Genomic DNA, 23492 nt, shown 5'->3' on the forward strand with positions numbered 1-23492 from the left:
TATTTATCTAATCTATTTCACAATTACATCTATCATTTTTAAAAATTTCTCCACTTCACCTAAAACTCCCATCGTTCCAGGAATATCAATTCTCCCTTTTCCATCTCCCACTCTATAATCCCTCACCACAGCAACCGTCATATATCGTCCATTACCAAATCTAGGTTTCTCCACCTTGAAAGAATAATTATGACTTCGTTCAATCAGCGCCTTACTCCACTTATCCCTAAGTTCCTTTCTTCTATCCTTATCAGCAACATGTATCTTAAAACATAATCGGCCTTCTTCTAACTGCAAATACTGCCTGCAATCATTATCCTCTTGTTCATTCCACCATAAGGCATAGAATCCACCATTCGGATTAGCTACATACCCATATTGGCCTTTGATCCCACCTTGCTTTAACTCCTCATAAAACCCTTCCCATGCTTCACCTTTCCACTCACTTAACGGTATTGTCTTATATGAATCATAGTTTTGATCTATTTCCCTTAAATAAAAATAGTAATCTAACAATACTTGATCTTGAACGCCTCTATCTATATTTTCTTGTAAAAATTCAAGCATTTGTTTTCTTGTAAACAACTTATACTTTGCATCGATCACCGCTGAGTAATCACTTTGATTACCTATCTTATAATAGATAGGTAATAGATCACATTCATTGTATCTTTCTAGTTTAGCCACTTCTTCATAATAACGCTTTAATTGATTAGAATGTTCTTTTGTATACGTTTTATCTTCAATTAAAATAACCTGATTACCGTTAATTTCAATAAGTATATCTAAACCTTTAAATTGTTTCGTAATCTTAATTTCTTTAATAGCAGCTGGAAAGTTCTTTTTATGCAAGTCATATATTCTTCTAATAAAATCTATACCAGCTTCATGTAAGTATTCATCAATTTCTTTATAGATTGGGTTCGCCCACTCTGCTAGCCAACAAATAAAAGCATCTTGCGAAAACTCACTTGTTCCATATGAAAATAAATTCGGTCTCTTATCCATTATTTAATCCCCTTTTTATCTAAATGCTACTCCCCAACATTTAATACTTCTAAAACCTCCCTAAACAACACCGAACTCCTACCAACAACCAACTCCAAAGGAACCTCTTTAACTCGCCCATCTCTCCCCACCACAACAACCTCATTTTCATAATCAACCCAAATCTGAACATCCTGCACATAATAACTCTTAATAGCAGAAGCCTCATCTAAATTGCGATGATCCAACTCAACTTTAACCTGCTTCGTAAAACGGCGTAGTGTTTTCCAAAGAATTCGTTCTTCCTTTGATTTCATGAAGAGTTCCGGGAGTTCTTGTACTTCTTTTAATAACGACATAGTTGTTATTGTGTATGTTTGAATGCCGTATCCTACTGGGCGGATGAGATGGTCTAGTTTTTTCCATGGCTCTAGTTCAAAATGTACATACTCATCGTTTTGTTGCATTTGAATGTGTTTAATTTTGGCTACGTACTGGATTCCACCTTTTTCGCCGTGCCATTTTTCCGGTGCATATAATGCTATGTACTTCGCTTCTTGCCATCCTGGTTTTAGCTGTGTGACCGGTAACTGATATAAGCCATTCTTTCTATATGTTTCATAGTCAGCTTCAGTTTTCACGCTGCCCACTAATACTTTTTCTTCTAGTGAAGAGTGCCATTCTTCTTTTGTTCCTCTTGGGAGGATACCTTCTCTTATAATTTCTTCTGGGCTTTTTTCAATGAGATGATCTAGAAACTGTTCAACTAGCCTTGTTGCGTTCGGTAGGAACGGAAAGCCACCGATATTTACTTTTTCGATACTTTTATAAAATGGATGATTCTCATACGCTTCCTCTTGGTTCCACGGGAATAATACGTATGCTCCGTAAGCTGTTCGTTCAAATGGTCCTTCTTGTTCTACTACTAGTGCATCTCTGTAGCGGTGCATTGTATTAATGTCTTCTTCCATTGGACCAGGGGCGCCATACTTCCTTTTATAATGAGAACTTTCAGCAAAATCAATTCGATACTTTGCATCAAAAATATATTGGTATTGATAACTCTTTCCCTTTTTCTCAATAGCGAGCATCGTATCTGGTTTTTGTGTAACTGTTGGCAGTCTACCGTTTCTTTTCTGGAAATACAGTTCTATTACTTCATCAGTGACTGGATGCTTGAACGTTCTTTTGGCGGTTTTACTTTCATCTAACGTTACGTACAAACCGTCTTGTTTAACTTGAATAACATCTTGATGGAGCGGTATATATTTTTTAGATAGAATTTGTCCAAGTTTTAAATACGTCCAGTATTCGTATAACCTTGCGACATCTTTTACCGACATTTTGAAAATTTGTCCTCGTAATGTTAAACCACGCGATAGCATTAAGTAGATTTGATACGCATCTCTATATCCTGCTGCCATTTGAATAACAAGTGAAAAAACTGATCGATCTAATTTTCCGATTCCTCTCCAAAATGGATCGTTCAATTCATTTTTCATTCGATACTTCATATTTTTTACACGTTCCAGCAAATCTTCATCAGTTTCACCACGTGTATATCTAGACTTTTTCTCTAGCGCCTTAAGTAAATCATCGATTTTATGTATAACTCTTTGAATCATCCATTTAACAAATCGATTTTCTAACGTATCATAAGACACTTCCTTATAAGCTGTAATACCTTTAGTCGGTATACTGTTTTCTCCTTGCAACAAGTGTGGTCGCTTTCGTAAATAGTTCATTCCGACAGAATCCAATTTACGAATTTTTTCTCCTCGTACAAGTTGATGCCTAGTCATGAGCGTATGATGCGGTTGTCTTTTAATATGAGAGATCGACTTCATAAATCGCTCAAAGGAATCATTTAAAATACGGTAGAATTCACTCTTCGATGGATTTGTAGCGTAAATTGCAGACGCTCCTAAGTAAGTTCTCTTTAGTAAATGAAACGCTAAATTATAAATTTCATCATTTACTTCATCTAATAAGGCTCTGTAATCATCCTTATAATCAAGTTTTGCCGGGAAAACTTCAAAGCTAACAGTTAATAAAGGATTTTGCTCGTCTTTAATTTCAAATGTTGTATTTCCTACTTCATTTGGAAACGAAAGATTCCCCATTAACACATGAAGTGACCCCATTTGAATAGAACTAACTTGCTTTCGAAAACCCGGATGTTCATGATAAAAAGAGAGCTGTTGATTCTTTTTCGGAACAACAACAAGCTGATAACTTCTATTCTCAAAAAAGATTGGCGGATGTTCGTTCCATTCATCTAGCCTCTGCAATCTCGCATCAAATACAGAAACGGATTCCGTCTTCCCATCTACATGAAAATACATCATTTCATCTGCGTTCATAGTGTGATACTCTTTCAAGCTCTCGTATTTTTCATGATAAGGATTTCCTTTAATCGTCAATGATAGCTCCTCTGTTTCAATCTTAACTAGCTCTATCTCATTATTAGATCCAGAAAGAGGTGAAACCATCATACTCGAACCTCCTTAACATATGGGACAACTTGTTAGCTGAACGCGGATACTTAGCATACGAAGCGTCATTATTACCACTATCATATTCTTCATTTGCACATAATACATACAACTGCTTTAATACCTCTTCTGTTCGTCCATCGCTCCCTGCAAGACGCGGTAAAATCTTTTGATATATTTGATAATCAAGCGCTTCATCAAACGATAATAACTTTCCTTTTTCGTTGTATGCCATATAGAAACAAATTTCATCCCGTATACGATATCCAACTTGAGCTCCAACTGATTCAAGTGTTTTATTAATTTCTATTAAAATAGTTGAGATATTTCTCACAAGATCTTCGTTTTCTTTAAAGCATTCTTTTAAATGAAGATACTTGGTTGCTAAAGAGCTATTAGAAACAATTTCAGCTTCCTTCTCTTCCATATCCATTAAGAAATTAAAATAATCTAAGTTAACGGTATTAAATTCAATTGTATTCGCACGATCTAATACTTTCTTACTTAACGGATGTGTCGTTTCATCCATGTTTACCGTTCCGATAATATATACATTTGATGGGATCGTAATGTGCTTATTTATAATTGATTCTGGAAGCACTGGTGACGTAACAATTTTTCCCTCTTTCCATTTACGACTCTCAATTACACTTAAGAAATCACTAAAGTAGTATTCCACTCGAGCTAAATTCATTTCATCCAACACTACAAAATAAGGTCTGTTTGGATTTGAATCTGCAGCTTCAAGCACCTTAATTAACGGTCTTTCTTGAAACTCCCCTTGAAGGTTCACATACCCAAGCAAATCAGAACTATCACTCCAATCAGGTCGAACCGGAATAAGCGTAAATTGTCCATTTTCTTCCGTTGCTCCTAAACTTTCCGCAAACCACTGAACAATTTTCGTTTTCCCTGTACCCGAAATGCCTGATAAAATTACAAACGGCTTCGTCTTTAATGAAAGGAAGAAATTAATAAGATCCTTTTTCTCATAAAAGAAACCTTTACTTTGAATATAAGAAGACACATGATCGATAATTGATTGCTGATCTAAATACACTTCTTTCCTCTCATAAATCATTTCATATTTCGTTCCTTCCTCTTTATAAGCGATAAATCCCTCATAATAGCGAAGCATTTCTTCCAAGTCTTCAACTAATTCTGTTTCGCTAGGCATTTCATTAACATCGTATGCAATATAAGCCGCGGTTGAATTCGAATATCCCTTTGCTTTTGGACTTGTACCTAGGAAAATCTCATCATCTTTTTTTACCTTTTGGGACATATGTATTTGCTCACGAATCTCTTCTTTAACTTTTTGCATCTCTTCTTTAGACGTTTCCGTCACACCTTGCGCCAACGTTAAATATAATCGCTCCATATCTTCACTAAATAAATACACGATATAATATCCTCGCTGCGTAGATGTCGTAATGTCTTTATTCATGATCGCAAGCCATGGAACAGCAGCCCAGTTTCCTTGTCCAATTGATCCTGTGACAACATACTGATTATGATCAATAAATGGTAACCTCGTTATTTCCGTTGTCATTTCATGCCTAACAACCGATCCCATTTTATGGCCCGCAAATCTTTCTGTTCTTGCCTTTAAATACTCATTCATAACCATTAAAAACTTTTCACGTAAATTACTGTTCATACTACCGCCCTTTTCTCCATCATCTTTTGCATATCGTTCATCAGGAATCCATTCATCATTAACTAGTCCTACTTGTTCAAGCCAATCTAGTAAATTATTCGTACGCCGCTTCGCTACTGATTCAACCATCAAATTATCCCCTAATGAATTCCGGACAATCGCCATTCCTAAATCTACTAAAGCTTCTTTCTTTTCATCCTTTGAATAGTTCTCTAACACTCCAAGAACAAATAAAGCATGACGGAAATATTCCTGTTTTAAAACTAACTGGGCAATGAAAGCATTCTTATCTTCCGATTGAACATATTCGTTTAATAGCAGCTGATTCATTTCATGAGATCCATTCAAAAAGCCCAATAATCTTAAATCTTGGCGTGCGTTAGATTTCAATCTATATAAATTTTCATCCGTTTGTTCACGTAACTTAATCGGATTATATGTATCATTCATTACCTCTTCTAAAAAGAGCATAACTTTATCATATTTTTCACTTGGTAGATTATCGGTTTGGAATTCTTTAAATGTAATAGCTCTCGATTCCATTACATTCACAAATGGAATCTGCGAGAAGAAAGCTACCAAGAAAGTATTACTTTCACTTGCTTGTCCGAAATCCTCACTCTTTACCGTACGCATATTGATAAATTTTCCCCAAGCATTCTTAAGAAGTTCAAAGCTCACTTTAAAATAAGATGGCGCTCCCTCTTCCTTTTCACATTGCTCACGTGAAAATTTATTTTCAACGTCTAATCCTTTATCATCCTTGTTTATAACTAAATAAGTTTTATCACCTTTTATATCTTCAACCTGCTTCATTGTTTTAGCCAATTCAATTATGAGTTGATCTAACATTTTCATCCCCACCGTTACAATTAATTACAATTACTACTATTTTACCAAACTATGTATAAAAGAAAAATCATACGCCATACCGTATGATTTAATAATTTCTATTATTCCCCACTAGCTCCCCATACTCCTGACTACTCTCCTCAAGAAATATCATACTCTCCCCACTCCCCTTATAAAAACTCTCCCAACCCCGCTCCCTCAAAATCCCCTTCCAACTATCACTCTCCACCATCTTCTTAATGACACCATCCCAATAAGCAGCCTCTTCCTCAGTCATATCTTTAGGTCCCATAATCCCTTTCCAGTGCTGGAAGACAACATCGATTCCTTGTTCTTTCCACGTCGGAATTTCTGGTAGTCGGTCTAGCCGTTTTGGTGCGGATACGGCTAATATTTTTATTTTGCCGGCTTTGTATTGTTTTTCGGCTTCGGATAGGGTCATTGTTGCGGCGCCTATTTGTTTGTTCGTTAGGGCGTTTATGATTTTTTCTTTGTTTTCGTAGACGAAAAATTGTAGTTCAGCTGGGTTTATGCCGAATGCTTTGCTTACTTGTACGAAGGATAAGTGATCGTCGTTTCCTAGGCCTGGGGCAACGCCGATTTTGAAGTTTTTCTTGTCTTGTTTTAGTTGTTCCATTAGTTCGTTTGCGTTTTCTATGTTTGAGTCTTTTGATACGACAACGACTTCCCAGTCTGATGCGAGTGTTGCGAGCGGTGTGAAGTCTTTATATGTTAGTTTACTGTGGCCTAGTAGGTTGTTCGTTATGAGTAAGCTTGAGTTGATCGCCAGTACGTGACCGCCTTTTTGTTTCGTATATTTCCATCCGACGTCACCGCTGCCACCTACTTTGTTTGTGACAGTGATTGGTTTTGTGAAGATTTTTTCTTCTGCCAGCGTTTTTTGCATTGCTCGTGCCGTTAAGTCCCATCCCGCTCCTTGAACGTTTGGCGCAACGATTTCTACTTCTTCTATGTTCACTTTATTTGTGTGCGTTTTTTCTACGGAACAACCAGCTAGTACTCCTGTCATGATCCATATACATAGTAATAATCGTTTTTTCATAGTCCTCGTCCTATTCGATATTTTCGTTCTGGTCGTCCGATAATGCCGTATGTGTACTCTACTGTGCATTCGTTTGTCGCTACTAAGTATTCTAAATATCTTCTTGCAGTTGTTCTGGAAGCCCCCATTTGTTCTCCCATTTCTTCTATTGTAATTCCCTCTTCAAATCCTTTTATAATCCCTTTCACTTTTTGCAGTGTTAACGGATCCACACCTGTCGGTAAGTTTTTTATGTCTTGTGTTTGCGAAGTACCGAAGAAGTTATCGATTAGTGCTTGATTTACTTCATTGTTACTATGTAATAATTGCTTCTTTCTTTTATAGTCTTCAATGGTGCAAACAAATTTATCTAACGTGACCGGTTTTATAAGGTAGTTGCTTACACCATTTCGAATTGCTTTTTCTAGCATATGGTTTTCATTCGCCGCTGTAACCATAATGACGTCAACGTTTGGAAAGTCAGCATGGATTTTCGGCAATAAGTCTGTACCAATTCCATCTGGTAAATAATTATCTAATAGAAGTAAATCGATTTCTTCCTTTTGTAGTAGTTCCATCGTTTCTTTTGCGTTCAATGCTTTTCCGATCACTTCTACGTCCTTTATTTTTGATAAAAACTCCTCTTGAATTTGCGCTACGCGGAAATCATCTTCTGCAATTGCAACCTTCAACATATGCCCATCCCCCTGTTTGTCATGTACTTTCTCTCAATGTTTTTGGAAGGTAAATTGTAAAAATAGCTCCCCCATTTTTCTCGTTTTGAATTTCAATTGTTCCTTCTAGTAGATCTACCATTTCTTTCACGTTTGCTAGCCCGTAACCACGATCATTTCCTTTCGTTGAAAATCCTTTTTGAAAAATAGTTGCGATTTTTTCTGTCGGTACTCCCGCTCCACTATCTATCACTTCAAACACAATATCATATCCAATATCCGTAACAAAGAAGGAAACACTCTTTCCCTCTCGTTCACTCACCGCATCAAATGCATTGTCGATTATGTTTCCAAGGATCGTAATAAGGTGCGAAACTTTTATATGGTCTGGTAATGGATGAAGCGTACTATCTCCTTCAATATGAAAATCGATTTTCTTCTCAGACGCCGTTCCGATTTTCCCTAATAAAATAGCTTGTACTTTCGCATCGTGAATTTGATGAAATAAAATATGGTTTTGGCTTTGATGAATATTAGATTCTTGCTGGATAAATTCAATCGCTTCTTTGTAATGTCCTAACTGAAGTAATCCTGATAAGACGAAAAGCTTATTTGTAAATTCATGTGTTTGGGCGCGTAAGTCCTCTGAATACTTTCTTACTTCAGATATTGTATTCACTAGATTTTGCAATTCTGTTTTATCTCTAAAACTACATACAACGCCTACTGTACTGTTATTTTCGAGTATTGGTGTCATGTTTAAAATGAATACTTTATCTTGAAACGCTATTTCTTGATCGTTTTCTAGCACTCTCTCCATATTAAATTCCGGTAAAACTTTTGAAATGTGCTGCTGCATATAGTCATCACTTACATACAGCATTTCTTCTGCCGACGTATTCATCATCGTAATAAAACCGTTTTGATCAATAGCGATAATCCCTTCTTTTATGGATAGTAGTATCGCACTTCGTTCCCGGTATAATGCTGCAATTTCATTCGGTTCTAAACCGAGTGTATCTTTACGAATACTACGCGCTAACAGAATACCGCCAACAATTCCAACTAGTAACACCGCTAAGGAAAAGAGGATAATTTCTTTCGTTCTACTCAATATGTTAGATTCAATACCTTTTATTAAAAACTCTACTGTCACAACGCCTACTACTTGATCGTAGTCTCCGTTATGAACAATAATAGGTGCTTTCGCCATTAAGGCCGGGCCACTTGCACCATTTCCTTCGAGTGTATAATAGCCACCAAAAGTAAGTGCTTCATAGTTATATAAATTGTTACTCTTTGTTCCAATCAACTCAGAATTAGAATGTGAATACATAACCCCATAACGATCTTCCACAATTACATAATCTGCACCAGCTTGCTCGCGAACTTGTTCCGCAATGGATTGAATAGTACTTTTATGCTCGTTGTATTGAAAAGCATCTTTTATAGCTGGCATAAAAGACAAAGATTTAGCCGTTTGCAGTGCTAGCTGCTCTACTTGGCGCTTCGTATCAACGGACTGAATGTAAACAAATATTCCCGCTAATAGAAGAACGACAAATAAAATTAACGTAATTATTAAGCTTACTATTTTCGTTTGTAATGACACTTTACGTGATTTCTTCATACTCCATATCCTTTGATAAAATATTCAAAACTATCAATCTCCTTTTTCTATTATTATGACAAAACTAATAATGAAGCAACTATTAAAACTCTCCATGTACATAAAGTACAAAAAGAATAAAATTGTCATAATATTGAGATTTTAATTAAAGAACAGTACAATTCAACTACATTGAACACGCTTTCATATATACCTTTTATTTATAAGCAAGAGGAGGAATTATTATGGCTCAAGTAAAATCAAGCCGAGTCGCCGGCAATATCTTCAAAGGTTCCGTCGGCAATTTAATTGAATGGTACGACTGGTACGTTTACTCTGCTTTCGCTGTTTACTTCTCAGCAGAGTTCTTTCCTAAAGGAGATCCAACGAGTCAGTTACTGAACACAGCAGCTATTTTCGCAGTCGGATTTTTAATGCGCCCTATCGGAAGTTTATTAATGGGACGCTATGCAGATCGGCACGGTCGCCGGGCAGCATTAACGCTTTCCATTACAGTTATGGCCGGTGGTTCTTTAATTATCGCCTGTACACCTAGTTACGAAAGCATCGGTATTATGGCACCAATTATTTTAGTTCTTGCTCGTTTACTTCAAGGGTTGTCACTTGGCGGAGAGTATGGAACTTCCGCAACATATTTATCTGAGATGGCTAGTAGTGGACGCCGTGGTTTTTATTCAAGTTTTCAATATGTAACGCTCGTTGCTGGACAGATGGTTGCGTTAGGTGTTCAAATTGTTCTTCAGCAATTACTAAGCGAACCAGATATGAAAGCTTGGGGATGGCGTATTCCATTCATTATTGGTGCGATGGGAGCAGTAGCTGTATTATGGCTTCGCCGCACAATGGATGAATCGGAGCAGTTCTCAAAAATGGAATCTAAAAACCGCGAAAACGCAGGTACCGTTCGCGCTCTTATGAAACACCCGAAAGCAGTATTAACAGTAGTCGGCCTAACACTAGGAGGCACTGTTGCATTCTATACGTACACAACATATTTACAAAAGTTCATGGTAAACACAGTTGGTCTCCCGAAAGAAGTTGTAAGCTGGATTAACTTTGCCGCACTACTTATATTCGTTGTACTTCAACCAATTGCAGGGCTATTATCCGATAAAATTGGACGCCGCCCACTATTAATGGCTTTCGGTATTCTCGGAACGTTACTAACAGCACCAATCTTCTTCTTTATGGAAAAAACGACAGAACCAATGGTAGCATTTTTACTCATGATGGTCGGCCTCATTATCGTTACTGGTTACACTTCCATTAATGCGATTGTAAAAGCCGAACTCTTCCCAACTGAAATTCGCGCACTTGGCGTAGGTTTACCGTATGCACTAACTGTTGCGATATTCGGCGGAACAGCGGAATTTATCGCATTATGGCTAAAGAGTATCGGAATGGAATCACTATTCTATTTCTACGTAGCTGGATGTATCGCAATAAGCTTTATTACGTATTGGCGTATGGATGAGTCATCGAAGACTTCGCAGATTGAGGCAGAGCTTGGTGGCGAGGATAAACTAGCTAATAATAAATCTAGTTAAAATTATGTATTCTATGTTCTTCGTTTACCTGAACTCGATTTGCTTTATCTAAAAAAGCATAATTCATTAATATACAATTTAAAAACCTCTACTTATATGTAGAGGTTTTTGTATGACGAAAAAACACGTAGTTCCATCGTTATTTTACAAACCCCAAATTCTTCCTCATCTTAAAGTGGAACAAATTTATTACTTAGAGTGTCTAATAAGTGTATTTCTAACATTAGTTGTCCAGATTGGATACAACATATCCCGTTTGACATCTATTTTTATGTATTACAAAAAAAAGAAAGGACTTATTATCCCAAAAAGTGAAAAATATGCATCGTAATACTACTGTTAAGTATTACAAGTTTAATACTTTCACAGGTGAACCATTACAAGTGAAAACAAAAAAGAAATAACCCAAACCGTGACTTATCAATCATATAAAGTGAAACTTTAATCAGCCCTCACCAATCGGGCTTTTACGGGATAAACGTTTTGGATGTCCTTTAACCTGTGAAATTTTAGCTACAGTAGTATTGTTACCCTATGCCATCTTTAATTGCATTGGTATTTAGAATACCTAGACAAAATCCATATATTCTTGAAAGAGGTTGAAAATTTATGTTCGTTTTAAACAAGTTCTTTAACATTTTACATTACAAAAAGATTGTGCCTGTAGTATTACTTTCATGTGTATCACTTATAGGCTGTTCCAATAGTAACACTCAATCTGAACCACCTAAACAAACTAATCAAGCTAATCAAATTAAACAAGAAAATACAGGTAATCAATCTTTCGCTAAACTTGAAAAAGAATATGATGCTAAGCTTGGTATTTATGCACTGGACACAGGTACGAATCAAACTGTTGCTTATCATTCAGATGATCGTTTTGCATTTGCATCTACATCCAAATCATTAGCTGTGGGCGCTCTTTTACGCAAGAACTCATTAGAAGCTCTTGATCAAAGGATTACGTATACTCATGAAGATCTTTCTAATTATAATCCAATTACTGAAAAGCATGTTGATACAGGAATGACTTTAAAAGAACTTGCAGATGCTTCTGTTCGATATAGTGACAGCACAGCACATAATTTGATTCTTAAACAGTTAGGAGGTCCCTCTGAATTTGAAAAAATCTTGAGAGAAATGGGAGATACTGTTACTACTTCAGAACGATTTGAACCTGAATTAAATGAAGTGCATCCAGGAGAAACACATGATACCAGTACACCAGAAGCAATAGCTAAGACGCTTCAATCATTTACATTAGGGACTGCACTTCCAATAGAAAAACGTGAACTATTAGTAGATTGGATGAAGAGAAATACAACTGGAGATAAATTGATTCGTGCGGGCGTACCAAAAGGCTGGGAAGTAGCTGATAAAACAGGCGCGGGATCTTACGGAACAAGAAATGATATCGCAATTATTTGGCCACCAAATAAAAAGCCGATTGTTCTTGCTATACTTTCTAATCATGATAAAGAAGATGCTAAATACGATGATAAACTTATTGCAGACGCAACCAAAGTCGTGTTAAATACCTTAAAAGCTACGGAATAAATGATAATAGGTTAAAAGTTTTCTATTTTAGGCGGGTGTTTTCATCAAATAAAAATTTGATAGTGTCCCTAAAACATCTGGACTTTAATAGCCAACTAAAAAATGCAAACAAAAAGACCTTTAATCAGTCGTTTTGTTTGCATTCCCTTTTTCTAAAACCACAGAAAAGATAAGTACTATAGTTAACACCATAATAAACCTTACTTCACTTCCATCACTTACAAAAAATGAATACAAAGTATAAATTAAAATTAATATCCCATAAATAACTTTGTGCAATGAACTCCCCCCTTTTTGCCGTATATATTTTAGTGTAAAAATTTAATTCAAGCCCTATATCAAAATGAAAATAAAAAGCACCTGTGATATACACAAAGTGCTTTTCTCTTGTCAATTTATCTATTTTCACTATATTTATCTATTTTCTTTTTATAACTCAAAGTTCTTCGAATCGTACTTTTCTAGAATATGCTTGTCTGTCTGTACATCTTCAACATTTGCTCCACCTGCTAATAATCTTCTGTACTTAAAAGAGTGCCCTGTTAATACTGTTGTAATCATTTTGTATTGCCCTCCTTTTGTTTGATTACTTGTATCATAAAACAAGTATCTGAAGTTGATATGTAGTCTATCTAGAGTGTATGTAAATTTAAAAAATCTCTAATAAAATGCTTATGTTGTAACGTTACCACCAAAACTAGTGCTTCAAACACCATGATTTGAAGAGATAGTCCCTCATGTTCTAGCCTCAATTCCTCCTACAGTTCTATATTCAGTAAAACTAGTTAATCCCTATAATATAAAAAGAGCACCACTTTTTGGATGCTCTTCGTCATAACTATATATTATTTAATTTCCTTCTTTTGTTGGTACCATTTTTCCTTCTTGAGAGTCTGTGCCCTCTGTTCTTTCAACAGTTTTTGCATGTTCTGGTTTTTCAGGGGCTCCCATTTCAAATCCAGATTGAGAATCTGTACCTTCTTTTGTTGGTACCATTTTTCCTTCTTGAGAGTCTGTACCCTCTGTTCTTTCAACAGTTTTTGCATGCTCTGGTTTTTCAGGGGCTCCCATTTCAAATCCAGATTGAGAATCTGCACCTTCTTTTGCTGGTACCATTTTTCCTTCCTGAGAACCTGTACCTTCTGTTCTTTCAACAGTTTTTACATCTCCTTTAGGAGTTGCTGGCACTGCATCTTTAGGTAAATCAAAGTTTTGTGAGAAAGACGTTGTTCCATCTGCACTTTGTGTAATTACTTGATTTGAACTATCTTCATTTGACTTTAAATTGTCCATTTTCGCATCATCTGCACCTACTGCACCTCCCGCTACCAATCCTGTACTTAAAAGTGCTCCTGCTAATAATGTTTTAATCATTTTTCATTACCTCCTGTTTATTTGTAATATTCATCAAAAAAGTATCTAGAGTTAATGTTTTAGTCATTATCTTTATCTACTTGCTTTTTGATTACATTTAGCATAAGACAAGAATCTATAGTTGATATGGACTGTATCTGGAGATTATGTAAAGAAAAATAGATGATCAATTGTATATCCTAATGGATGCTTAGACAAGATTGAAACTTTATATGAGTTTGAACAATTGAGTTCCCCTTTGTTTTTGGGTGTGAGGTTTTTAACTGGAGTGAAGTGAGGGACTAACCTTTTCTAATATGAAAGCAAACTTTTTATTATTACATTCAAAACACTGTAAATAAAGATGTTAAAAATCCGTGAACAAAAAACCACATCTCATTGATGTCCACCCCATCAGAAGTATGGAAGGGAATTAAATATAATCCTTCCTTGTCTTTATGCATTAAGATAGAAAAATTATAAATATAGACTTAAATATTTTTTTGAAAGGATATTGTTTAACAAACATAAAAAAGAGCTAAGGCTGTATGAGAACCTTAGCTCTTTTTTATGTTTATTGTTTATTATATAAATTATTTAACGCTACAAGCCATACCAGCTATCATATTACCAACTGAAATACCACCAGGTTCCCCCGATGCTCTCCCTCTAAAACAAATGACAAGCCACCTCATGCCCCTTCGCAATTTCCACCATCTTCGGTACTTCCTGTGCGCATTTTTCGGTCGCAAATTTGCAGCGCGTTCTGAATTTGCAGCCGGATGGTGAGTTGAGTGGGCTTGGTACTTCACCTTGCAGAATGATCCGTTCTTTGCCTGTGTTTGTTGGATCTGGTTCTGGCATGGATGAGAGTAGTGCTTGTGTGTATGGATGTGCCGGTTTTGTGTATAGGTCTTCGCTGTCGGCAATTTCTACTATATTTCCTAAGTACATGACTCCGATTCTATCTGATATGTGTCTTACCATGGATAGGTCATGTGCGATGAATAAGTATGTGACGCCTGTTTCTTCTTGGATATCCTGCAGCATGTTTACGACTTGTGCTTGGACTGAGACATCTAGTGCTGAGATTGGTTCGTCACATAGGATGAAGTCCGGTTTTACAGATAGTGCGCGTGCGATGCTAATGCGCTGTCTTTGGCCTCCGCTAAATTCGTGCGGGTAGCGATATAGGTGTTCTTCTTTTAGTCCTACTTTTTTGAGCAGGTCTAGAATGATTTCTTTTCTTTCTTCGGCTGTGTAAGAGCCATGAATGTTCATCGGTTCGCTAATAATTTGGAATACGTTCATTGTCGGGTTTAATGATGCGTATGGGTCTTGGAAAATGATTTGCATTCGATTTCTGTATTCTTTTAGTTCACTTTCTTTTAGATCCGCGATATCTTTTCCATCAAATAAAATGTTACCTGACGTTACATCGTGTAAGCGAATGATACTTCTTCCTGTCGTTGATTTTCCGCAGCCGGATTCTCCCACTAGCCCGAATGTTTCACCCTTTTTTATTGTGAAGCTAAGGTCATCGACTGCTTTTAATTGCTCTGTTTTTCTGCCGAATAGTCCTTTTTTAATAGGAAAATACTTTTTTAAGTTCCGAACTTCAATTAAGTTTTCTTCATGCATGTGAATCACCTACCGCCCTATCGTTTAGCCAGCACATAGAGCGTCTTCCGTTTCCGATTTCAAAATATGGCGGACGTTCTTTTTCACAAATCTCCATTTTATGTGGGCAACGCTCTGCGAATGGGCATCCTTTCGGCGGGTGTAGTAAGTTTGGCGTTACACCTTGAATTGGCGCTAGTCTTTCTTTTACGCCGTTCGATATTTTCGGCAGAGAGTTTAATAGCCCTTTCGTATATGGATGATTCGGTGATTGGAAAATATCAAGTACATGTCCTTCTTCCATAATAAGCCCGCCGTACATAACGATGACGCGTGTACAATTTTGCGCAACAATTCCAAGATCATGTGTAATAAGAAGTAATGACATATTCGTTTCGTTTTTTAAGTTTTTCATTAAATCTAGTATTTGCGCTTGTATCGTTACATCAAGCGCTGTCGTCGGTTCGTCCGCAATGAGAAGGTCCGGATTACAAGACATCGCCATCGCAATCATAACCCGTTGTTTCATACCACCACTTAGTTCATGTGGATATTGTTTTACCCTTTCTTCCGGTGAAGAAAGACCAACTTGTTTTAACAAGCTGACCGCGATATTTTGTGCTTCTTTCTTTTTCACTTTTTGATGCCGAATAATTACTTCCGTCATTTGCTTTCCAATTTTCACAACTGGGTTTAATGCCGACATTGGATCTTGAGAGATAAGTGAAATTTGATTTCCTCTAATAGAGCGTAATTCTTTCTCCGATTTAGAAAGCACGTTTTCATTTTGAAAAAGAATCTCTCCTTCTTTCACTTTCCCTGGCGACGTAACAAGAGCCATAACGGATTTCGCCATAACGCTCTTTCCGCTCCCCGATTCGCCAACAATCCCGACGACTTCACCCTTTTTCAAACTAAATGAAACGCCGCGAACCGCTTCTACTTCGCCGTCTTCTATGAAAAAAGAAGTCTTTAAGTTTTTTACTTCTAATAGTTTTTCAGACACGCTTTTCACTCCCCCTCACTTAAAGCATTAGTTCTCATGATGAGCCCCTTTTGGTGCGAAAGCTTTTTTCAACGCTTCACCGATTACGTTAAAACTTAGTACTGTTAATAAAATAAGGAACCCTGGGAAGAGTGTTAAATACCAAGCTTCACCTATATACCCTTGCGCATTATTTAGCATGCTGCCCCAAGAAGAATCTGGTTCTCTAATACCTAAACCTAAGAAGCTAAGTGATGATTCCATTAAAATCGATGTCGCAATTGTTAATGTCGCTGCGATTATAATGGTTGATAAAATGTTAGGAATGATGTGTCTTACAATAATCATCAATGATTTTTGTCCAGATACTTTTGCATATAAAACGTACTCACGCTCTTTTACAGATAACGTTTCTGCCCTTACGATACGCGCGGTGTCCATCCACGTTAATAATCCGATAATAAGAACAAGCGTTGTAATTCCTGGTTTTAAATACGCATTTAATAACAGCATTAAAAAGAATGATGGAATTGACATTAAAACTTCAACAATTCGCATTAAGAAGTTGTCTAACTTTCCACCAAAATATCCACTTATTGTTCCTACTGCGGTCCCTATTGTAATGGAAACAACCATCGCTAGAAAACCAACCGCAAGGGAAACTCTTCCGCCATATAACGCTCTCGTTAAATAATCCCTTCCGTAATCATCTGTGCCGAACGGATGACTCATACTCGGTTCTTGTAAACGATCTGGAATCGACATTTTACTAGGATCGTACGGTGATACGAATGCGAAAAGAGACGCGATTGTTAAAACACCCAGTATAATAACTCCCATTACTACAAACTTATTTTTCGTAAAACTATTTTTTATCGTTTGAAATCTCCTATTGTTCATTCCATCACCCCCTCATTCGAATGCGCGGATCTACTACGCCATATAAAATATCAGCAATTAAATTACCGAGAATTAACATGAACGATGATAATAATGTGATTGCCATAATAATTGGATAATCAAATCTAAAAATAGCATTTACCCCGAGTGAACCAAGTCCCGGCCATGAGAATACTGTTTCCGTAATGAACGCTCCGCCTACTAAACTTGGAATGGATAATCCGAAAATTGTAATGATCGGTATTAATACGTTTCGAAGTACGTGATTAAATAAAACTGTTTTCTGTGAAGCACCGTACGCATATTGAATTTGTACGTAATCTTCCTCTAATTGCTGAATTGTACTTGAGCGAATATATCTCATATAAACAGAGATGTTTTGGAACGCTAGCACCATGCAAGGTAAAATGCCGTGCTGGACAATATCCCAGAAGGAATCTTGACCGACTGTGCGCATACCCATACTCGGAAGAAGGTTCAACTTTAAAGAGAATAAGTAGATTAATAGTAACGCGAACCAAAAGACTGGCATTGAGATTCCCACATAGGAGATAAAATTCACGATGCGATCAAAGATAGAATTCTTTTTCACACCTGTAAATAGTCCAAGTGGTATTGCGATTACAAATGAGACGAGTAAAGATGATCCCATTAACCCAATTGTTGCGGGTAATCTTTCTGTAATAATTTCTAAAACAGGACGATGGTTTTGAAGTGAGTATCCAAAATTCCCTGTTAAAATATTTTTTAACCATAAAAAATATTGCACGTAAATCGGCTGATCTAGTCCTAAACTTTTGCGAATACGTTCAACGTCAATCGGACTCATATTCGGCGTTACAAAGTTTCGAACGGGATCGCCCGGCGCTAGTTTTATTAATAGAAAAGAAATAATAGAAATAACAAATAAAAGCGGAATCGCATTTAAAAGCCTCTTTGCAATTACTTTATACACAAACTTCCCCCCTCAAGATAAAGTGAAACTTTAATCAGTTGGGGTTGTTCATCCCCCACTGATTATTAGCCCGTTAAAGCGGGATAAAGAAGCTGATTTCCACCAGCTTCTTCATAGTTTCTTATTTCACTTCATAAATCTTCGATAGATCTTCAAACATTGTAACTGGAATTGCTTTTGCTTCTTTTAATCCATCAAACTTTTTATCTACTGCAATAACTGCTTTCGGATATGCGATTGGAAGATAAGGTAAGTCTTCTCTCGCTGTATCTTGGATTTTATGGTATAGCTCTGCGCGTTTCGTTTTATCTGTTTCAACTGCAGCTTCTTCCCATAACTTATCGAAGTCAGCATTTTTATAACGTGCATAATTGTATTCCGCATTGCTTAAGAATAAGCTCTTATATGAATCTGGCTCTGGTCCCATTATGTAACCACCAAATGTAATGTCATATTCTTTATTCTCTTTATCCAAGCCTTTTTCACTTGCTGCACTAGCATCTAATGCATTTAGTTCAACTTGTAAGCCAACTTCTTGTAATTTTTGCTGTGTATAAAGTGCTAGACTTTCCATAATTTTATTATTCGTTACATACATAACGCGTATTTTTTCTTTATCTTTTACACCAGCTTTTGCTAATAAATCTTTCGCTTCTTTTTGATCATACTTATACTCTTTAATATCTTTCGCATAATACATAGCGTCTGGCGTTAAGATTGAATTTGCCGGTTCTGCAAATTGACTAGAAACGAACGCTGAGTTAATCATTTCTTTCTTATCTAATGCATGCGCAATTGCTTGGCGCACTTCTTTTTTCTTCATAAGGTCTGTATTAAAGTTATAAGCTAAGTAGAATAATCTACCTTCAGGGAATGTCACCATTGAGAAGTTCCCCGTGCTATCTAATTTCTTAAAGTCTTGCGGTTCGATCATCTTCATATTGATTTGACCATTTTGTAATGAAACGTTTGCCGTATTACGGTCTTTTACAACGCGGTACACGACAGAATCTAATTTCGCTTTACCAGCAAAATAATCATCAAATCGCTCTAGCGCAACATATTCATCTGATTTAAACTCTTTTAATTTAAATGGACCTGATCCTACAGGTTGTAGGTTTTTCTTACTCTTCACTAAATCCGCTTCACCTTCAAATACATGTTTCGGAATTGGGAAGAAATCGTTCATAACCCCTTCGAAAGATGCACTTACTTGTGGTAATACAAATTGAGTCGTTAGCTCATCCACTTTTTTCACCTCAAGCGGCTTTCCTTTAAAAATAAAGTTTTCACGGCTTGAACTATTTTGCTTCTCATCTAGAATAGATTTGAATGTAAATACAATATCATCTGATGTAATTTTCTTACCATCATGCCATTTCAAATTATCCTTTAGTTTTAAAGTCCATGTTAATTGATCCTCTGAAGGCGTAAAGCTCTCAGCAAGAACAAACTTTTTCTTACCGTCTTCCATATGATACAGCGGTGCATATAAAGCTTGCTGTATCGTTAATGACACTCGATCATTCGCATAAAGCGGGTTCATCGTATCTGGATTATCACTAACACCAACTGTTAACGTTCCTCCATCTTTCGGAGTCCCTGATTTACTAGTTCCTGCTTGCTTCGAAGAATCTTTCTCCCCTGAGCAAGCCGCTAATGCAATAAGTAATAGTAGGACAAATGGTAATGCAAACAACTTCTTCTTCATATTTCGACCCCTCTCGACTTTTTACACCTATAAGAAAACTCGGAATTAATACCGAGTTTTCTTATAGGTTTTAAATTACCACTACCCGTATGTATTGTCAAACTTTTTCGCAAAGATAGACAGTTTGAAATCTATTAATGAATTCTTGCGATAAAGTGAAACTTTAATCAGTGGGGGTTTGTCCATCCCCCACTGATTATTAGCCTTCACCAATCGGGCTTTTACGGGCAGTTGATCTCCCACCTAACTCCTCCGCATTCGCCGAATTTTGAGGTGGGAGTCTTACTGCCCGTTAATGCGGGATAAAATATATTTATGCGGATGATAAAATAAAAAGACCACGAATAGATGGCCTCGTAAAATGCGTTGAAAAACTAGCAGCCTATAGGAAATTCCTCTGAAATGGTTGTTATATATAATTGAAAATGTAGAATGAGATTAAAGATAAAAAAACATTTTTAGGAGGTTATCATGACATTTGATGAATTGAAAAAAAACAAACCAACAACCCCATGGGTTGAGCATGATGAAGATGGGGAGTTTTTCACTGAAGAAAATATAAGTGCAACAAATAAAGTTCTCGACACTTACATTAACAATTTAGAGCTATTGGGTGAGAATCCAACCGAAGTCGAAATAATGCAAGTCGTTAAAGAGGTAGTTATTAAAATAAACGAATTAAATATCGAACATGACTATTTTATCGAAACAATGGAAAGAGAAGATCTCTATGAATTTATCGATACAGCAGCACGAATAGCTGGCTTAGAATCCGAAGAAGATATAACTGAAGAATGGCGGGAATGGTAAAAAGATCTGCATACTTAGTGCCTAAATTTACTCCTTCATAAAACTTTGTCCCTTATTCTCCAATTAGAAAATAAGGGACAAACAAAAACAACTCCATTAGAATCAAATACTGATATTTTTCTAAGTTCTTCTTCTCTAACTAAAATCAATCTATTTTCCAAACTCATTTCTCTAATCAATTACCAAGGTGTTTTGAACATAAATATCTTATATTCTTTAAGTTGTGTATCTTTAAAGTATTAAATAAACAGAAAAATAGCCGACTCTTTGTATAAAAGTCGGCTGCTTTCTTATCATTCAAGCTCTCCCTTGCGAAGGAGTTCAACAACTACTTGTGAATGCCCTTTAACACTAGCTTTTGCATTACATTTGAGATGCAAAAGCGTATTATAAACAAAAAACACCACAATCTCAACACACTTTCATATACAAAAATATTTGAATCGCCAAACAGAGTAACTTATCCCCCACAACAAAAAGACCACCAAAAGGCAGTCCTTCAAAACTCAATCCTATTCCCCACTCCACACTCCACCGCTTTTTCATACAAATACTTCGCAACGATAATATCCACTACCGCCAAACCAACTGATTTAAAAACAGTAATCTCTTCATCGTTCTCTCTACCAGCTTTTTCTCCGCTAATGATTTGACCAAGTTCGGCGTGGATGTCGCTCGCTTCAAATAAGCCTTCTTTTATAGGAACTTGAAGGTCACCCGTTTCTTCTAGTGCTGCCTCTTTTGATTCGACTACTACTTTGTTTGCGTTCGCGATGGCGTGGGATGGTAGTTCTTGCATGCTCGGTCTAAATGAACCGACGGCGTTTATGTGGACGCCTTTTTGTAGTTTTTCTGAGAAGACTGGTGTGGATGCATTCGTTGTTGTGACGATGATGTCTGCTTCGCTTATTGCTTCATTTGGATTTGTGTAAACGTAAGCCGGTTTGCTGAATTTTTCTTGTATATATTGCGCAAATGCATACGCTTTTTCTTCTGTTCGGTTGTATAGGATGATTTTTTCAATATCCCTAACGGCGAGTACAGCTTCTGCAATTCCTTTCGCTTGTTCACCGTTACCGATAATGCATAAGGTTTTTGCGTTATGACGAGCTAAATGTTTTGTCGCTACTCCTGATAAGGCGCCTGTTCGAATCATCGTTAAGTACGATCCTTCTAAAAGTGCGAGTGGTTCTCCCGTTTGAAAGTCTGATAGCATAACGATCCCGTTTATCGTTTTCTTTCCTATCTTTTTATTGTGAGGAGCTACCGTTACTACTTTTAAACCGAGTGCTTCAAGTCCTTCCGCTACCGAAGGCATAATTAACGCAGTATTTTGCCCGTTCGCAAATGGTAATGAGCCGCGAATTGGTGTGATCGTTCTTTCTGCTGAAAATTCTTTTAAAGCAAGCGCCGCGTATTCAATGACTTCGTTCATATTTACTAAGTTTCTTTGTTCGTTCGCGCTTATGACTAGCATATCTTTCCACCACCTCCTCTTATCCCGCATTAACGAGCAGTAAGACTCCCACCTCAAAATTCAGCTTGAGCAAAGAAGTTAGGCGGGAGATCAACTGCCCGTAAACGCCCGATTGGTTCAACTAATAATCAGTGGGGATGGACAAAACCCCCACTGATTAAAGTTTCACTTTATCCTAACAAAAATCCCCGATTCAAATCATCTCTCGGGTCTACAACGAACTGATGAAACCCTGTAATAAATGCATTCCCCGTTACTTTCGGAACGACAGCTTCATATGTATCTACCGCTGTTACGGATAATACTTCTCCCTCAAATTGGCCGTCAGTAATGCATTCGTGGATGAAAATCTCTCCCTTTTGTAAGGCATCTTTTTCAAAAAGAGTTGCGATTCTTGCGGATGTTCCTGTACCGCAAGGGGAACGGTCTACTTGCCCATCAGCAAAGATCGTTACATTTCGTAAAGTAGCGTCTTTTCCTTTCGGTTCATCTGAGAAAATAACGCCGTATATTCCTTTTAAATCTTCTTCAAGTGGATGTTTTACTTCCATTTGACTTTCAATGTAGTATTTAATTTTACCGCCCCACGTTTGAATTGCAGCTAAATCTTTGAAATCGACTTTCAAACCAAGCTCTTTACTATCCACTACAGCGTAGAATGCTCCGCCAAACGCAATATCTACTTGAAATTCATAGTCATCTATTTTTATAGGAACGTCTTTCTTATATACGAACGAAGGAACGTTTTCAAATGATACTGACTCTACTTCGCTCCCGTTAAATTTTGCGTACGCAATGACTTCCCCGGCAGGGCTATCAATAATAAATTTTTGTTTTTCACCTGTCACTTCAAACATACCTGTTTCAATTCCAACTGTAATAACAGCGATAATTCCGTGACCACACATCGTACTCCAGCCTTCATTGTGCATAAATAATACGCCAAAATCAGCATGAGGACTTGCGGGCGGAGTAATGATACAACCGTACATGCCGTGATGTCCTCTCGGTTCATACATAAGAACCTCACGAAGATGATCCAAATGTTCCATACAGTATGCGCGTCTTTCTAATTGCGTTTCTCCCTTTATCTCTGGTACTCCGCCCGTAATGATTCGAAGTGGTTCCCCAGCTACGTGAGCATCAATTGTCGTGTACACTTTACTAACCTTCATTTCTATCTCTCCCCTATATGTTAATACTATTTTCATTGCAAGTATCATGCCAACGCATAGAG

General features: G+C 36.9%; 19 protein-coding genes. 3 read left to right on the top strand and 16 right to left on the bottom strand.

Features of this window, described 5'->3' with window-relative positions; translation table 11 throughout:
- Positions 1–12 precede the first annotated feature (12 nt).
- From ABH955_RS14940 to ABH955_RS14965, 6 genes are all read right to left on the bottom strand, one after another.
- Positions 13–1008: a PD-(D/E)XK nuclease family protein gene (locus ABH955_RS14940; protein WP_404491271.1), complete on the bottom strand. Its 996-nt coding sequence runs from the start codon at positions 1006–1008 to the stop codon at positions 13–15.
- Between the two features lie 26 nt (positions 1009–1034).
- Positions 1035–3479, bottom strand: coding sequence for a DUF2357 domain-containing protein (locus ABH955_RS14945; protein ID WP_404491287.1), 2445 nt, complete (start codon positions 3477–3479; stop codon positions 1035–1037).
- The gene (locus ABH955_RS14950; protein ID WP_404491273.1) at positions 3454–5994 is read right to left on the bottom strand and encodes an MrcB family domain-containing protein; all 2541 of its coding nucleotides are present in this window, start codon (positions 5992–5994) and stop codon (positions 3454–3456) included. The genes ABH955_RS14945 and ABH955_RS14950 overlap by 26 nt, the downstream gene beginning before the upstream one ends.
- Positions 5995–6082: 88 nt before the next feature.
- Positions 6083–7057: a tripartite tricarboxylate transporter substrate binding protein gene (locus ABH955_RS14955; RefSeq protein WP_404491274.1), complete on the bottom strand. Its 975-nt coding sequence runs from the start codon at positions 7055–7057 to the stop codon at positions 6083–6085.
- A complete protein-coding gene (locus ABH955_RS14960) occupies positions 7054–7731 on the bottom strand; it encodes a response regulator (protein ID WP_404491275.1) in 678 nt (225 codons plus the stop codon). Before ABH955_RS14960 ends, ABH955_RS14955 begins: the two co-directional genes overlap by 4 nt.
- 19 nt (positions 7732–7750) lie before the next feature.
- Entirely contained in the window at positions 7751–9340 is a 1590-nt protein-coding gene (locus tag ABH955_RS14965; protein ID WP_404491277.1) for an ATP-binding protein, read from the bottom strand.
- A gap of 224 nt (positions 9341–9564) precedes the next feature.
- On the opposite strand from ABH955_RS14965, the gene ABH955_RS14970 reads away from it, so the two are divergent.
- Positions 9565–10887 (top strand): MFS transporter, encoded by a 1323-nt coding sequence (locus ABH955_RS14970; RefSeq protein WP_404491279.1) that lies wholly within the window; start codon positions 9565–9567, stop codon positions 10885–10887.
- Between the two features lie 609 nt (positions 10888–11496).
- The gene (blaIII, locus tag ABH955_RS14975; RefSeq protein ID WP_002016516.1) at positions 11497–12444 is read left to right on the top strand and encodes a class A beta-lactamase BlaIII; all 948 of its coding nucleotides are present in this window, start codon (positions 11497–11499) and stop codon (positions 12442–12444) included.
- A 120-nt stretch (positions 12445–12564) separates the two neighbouring features.
- Here the strand turns inward: blaIII and ABH955_RS14980 are convergent, their stop codons facing one another.
- From ABH955_RS14980 to ABH955_RS15015, 8 genes are all read right to left on the bottom strand, one after another.
- Positions 12565–12723 (bottom strand): hypothetical protein, encoded by a 159-nt coding sequence (locus ABH955_RS14980; RefSeq protein WP_002087303.1) that lies wholly within the window; start codon positions 12721–12723, stop codon positions 12565–12567.
- A gap of 150 nt (positions 12724–12873) precedes the next feature.
- On the bottom strand, positions 12874–13005 hold the full coding sequence (locus tag ABH955_RS14985) for a hypothetical protein (RefSeq protein ID WP_404446289.1): 132 nt from the start codon (positions 13003–13005) through the stop codon (positions 12874–12876).
- 288 nt (positions 13006–13293) lie between these two features.
- Positions 13294–13818, bottom strand: coding sequence for a hypothetical protein (locus tag ABH955_RS14990; RefSeq protein WP_078184558.1), 525 nt, complete (start codon positions 13816–13818; stop codon positions 13294–13296).
- A gap of 648 nt (positions 13819–14466) precedes the next feature.
- Positions 14467–15438 carry an ABC transporter ATP-binding protein gene (locus ABH955_RS14995; protein ID WP_404455593.1) on the bottom strand — a complete coding sequence of 324 codons (972 nt, stop codon included), beginning with the start codon at positions 15436–15438 and terminating at the stop codon, positions 14467–14469.
- Positions 15431–16423 carry an ABC transporter ATP-binding protein gene (locus ABH955_RS15000; RefSeq protein WP_404455590.1) on the bottom strand — a complete coding sequence of 331 codons (993 nt, stop codon included), beginning with the start codon at positions 16421–16423 and terminating at the stop codon, positions 15431–15433. Before ABH955_RS15000 ends, ABH955_RS14995 begins: the two co-directional genes overlap by 8 nt.
- A gap of 27 nt (positions 16424–16450) precedes the next feature.
- Positions 16451–17302, bottom strand: a complete 852-nt coding sequence (locus tag ABH955_RS15005; RefSeq protein WP_002035185.1) for an ABC transporter permease — start codon at positions 17300–17302, stop codon at positions 16451–16453.
- A 4-nt stretch (positions 17303–17306) separates the two neighbouring features.
- A complete protein-coding gene (locus tag ABH955_RS15010; protein WP_404455587.1) occupies positions 17307–18257 on the bottom strand; it encodes an ABC transporter permease in 951 nt (316 codons plus the stop codon).
- A gap of 121 nt (positions 18258–18378) precedes the next feature.
- Positions 18379–19968, bottom strand: a complete 1590-nt coding sequence (locus ABH955_RS15015) for an ABC transporter substrate-binding protein (protein ID WP_016101720.1) — start codon at positions 19966–19968, stop codon at positions 18379–18381.
- Between the two features lie 471 nt (positions 19969–20439).
- On the opposite strand from ABH955_RS15015, the gene ABH955_RS15020 reads away from it, so the two are divergent.
- Positions 20440–20778, top strand: coding sequence for a hypothetical protein (locus tag ABH955_RS15020; RefSeq protein ID WP_404455584.1), 339 nt, complete (start codon positions 20440–20442; stop codon positions 20776–20778).
- A 499-nt stretch (positions 20779–21277) separates the two neighbouring features.
- Here ABH955_RS15020 and ABH955_RS15025 read toward each other — a convergent pair whose 3' ends face one another.
- The gene (locus tag ABH955_RS15025) at positions 21278–22255 is read right to left on the bottom strand and encodes an ornithine cyclodeaminase family protein (RefSeq protein ID WP_404491283.1); all 978 of its coding nucleotides are present in this window, start codon (positions 22253–22255) and stop codon (positions 21278–21280) included.
- A 170-nt stretch (positions 22256–22425) separates the two neighbouring features.
- Entirely contained in the window at positions 22426–23478 is a 1053-nt protein-coding gene (locus ABH955_RS15030) for a proline racemase family protein (RefSeq protein ID WP_404455578.1), read from the bottom strand.
- Positions 23479–23492 lie beyond the last annotated feature (14 nt).

The sequence above is a fragment of the Bacillus sp. RC240 genome (genome assembly GCF_044907945.1).
GTDB lineage: Bacteria > Bacillota > Bacilli > Bacillales > Bacillaceae_G > Bacillus_A > Bacillus_A mycoides.

What these genes read in the sequence shown, in the direction of transcription:
- ABH955_RS15030 (WP_404455578.1), bottom strand. Translation starts at nt 23,478, where the DNA reads ATGATACTTGCAATGAAAATAGTATTAACATATAGGGGAGAGATAGAA.
- ABH955_RS14950 (WP_404491273.1), bottom strand. Translation starts at nt 5,994, where the DNA reads ATGTTAGATCAACTCATAATTGAATTGGCTAAAACAATGAAGCAGGTT.
- ABH955_RS14970 (WP_404491279.1), top strand. Translation starts at nt 9,565, where the DNA reads ATGGCTCAAGTAAAATCAAGCCGAGTCGCCGGCAATATCTTCAAAGGT.
- ABH955_RS14995 (WP_404455593.1), bottom strand. Translation starts at nt 15,438, where the DNA reads ATGCATGAAGAAAACTTAATTGAAGTTCGGAACTTAAAAAAGTATTTT.
- ABH955_RS14990 (WP_078184558.1), bottom strand. Translation starts at nt 13,818, where the DNA reads ATGATTAAAACATTATTAGCAGGAGCACTTTTAAGTACAGGATTGGTA.
- ABH955_RS14985 (WP_404446289.1), bottom strand. Translation starts at nt 13,005, where the DNA reads ATGATTACAACAGTATTAACAGGGCACTCTTTTAAGTACAGAAGATTA.
- ABH955_RS15015 (WP_016101720.1), bottom strand. Translation starts at nt 19,968, where the DNA reads ATGAAGAAGAAGTTGTTTGCATTACCATTTGTCCTACTATTACTTATT.
- ABH955_RS14955 (WP_404491274.1), bottom strand. Translation starts at nt 7,057, where the DNA reads ATGAAAAAACGATTATTACTATGTATATGGATCATGACAGGAGTACTA.
- ABH955_RS14965 (WP_404491277.1), bottom strand. Translation starts at nt 9,340, where the DNA reads ATGAAGAAATCACGTAAAGTGTCATTACAAACGAAAATAGTAAGCTTA.
- ABH955_RS15005 (WP_002035185.1), bottom strand. Translation starts at nt 17,302, where the DNA reads ATGAACAATAGGAGATTTCAAACGATAAAAAATAGTTTTACGAAAAAT.
- ABH955_RS15025 (WP_404491283.1), bottom strand. Translation starts at nt 22,255, where the DNA reads ATGCTAGTCATAAGCGCGAACGAACAAAGAAACTTAGTAAATATGAAC.
- ABH955_RS14945 (WP_404491287.1), bottom strand. Translation starts at nt 3,479, where the DNA reads ATGGTTTCACCTCTTTCTGGATCTAATAATGAGATAGAGCTAGTTAAG.
- ABH955_RS14960 (WP_404491275.1), bottom strand. Translation starts at nt 7,731, where the DNA reads ATGTTGAAGGTTGCAATTGCAGAAGATGATTTCCGCGTAGCGCAAATT.
- ABH955_RS15020 (WP_404455584.1), top strand. Translation starts at nt 20,440, where the DNA reads ATGACATTTGATGAATTGAAAAAAAACAAACCAACAACCCCATGGGTT.
- ABH955_RS14940 (WP_404491271.1), bottom strand. Translation starts at nt 1,008, where the DNA reads ATGGATAAGAGACCGAATTTATTTTCATATGGAACAAGTGAGTTTTCG.
- blaIII (WP_002016516.1), top strand. Translation starts at nt 11,497, where the DNA reads ATGTTCGTTTTAAACAAGTTCTTTAACATTTTACATTACAAAAAGATT.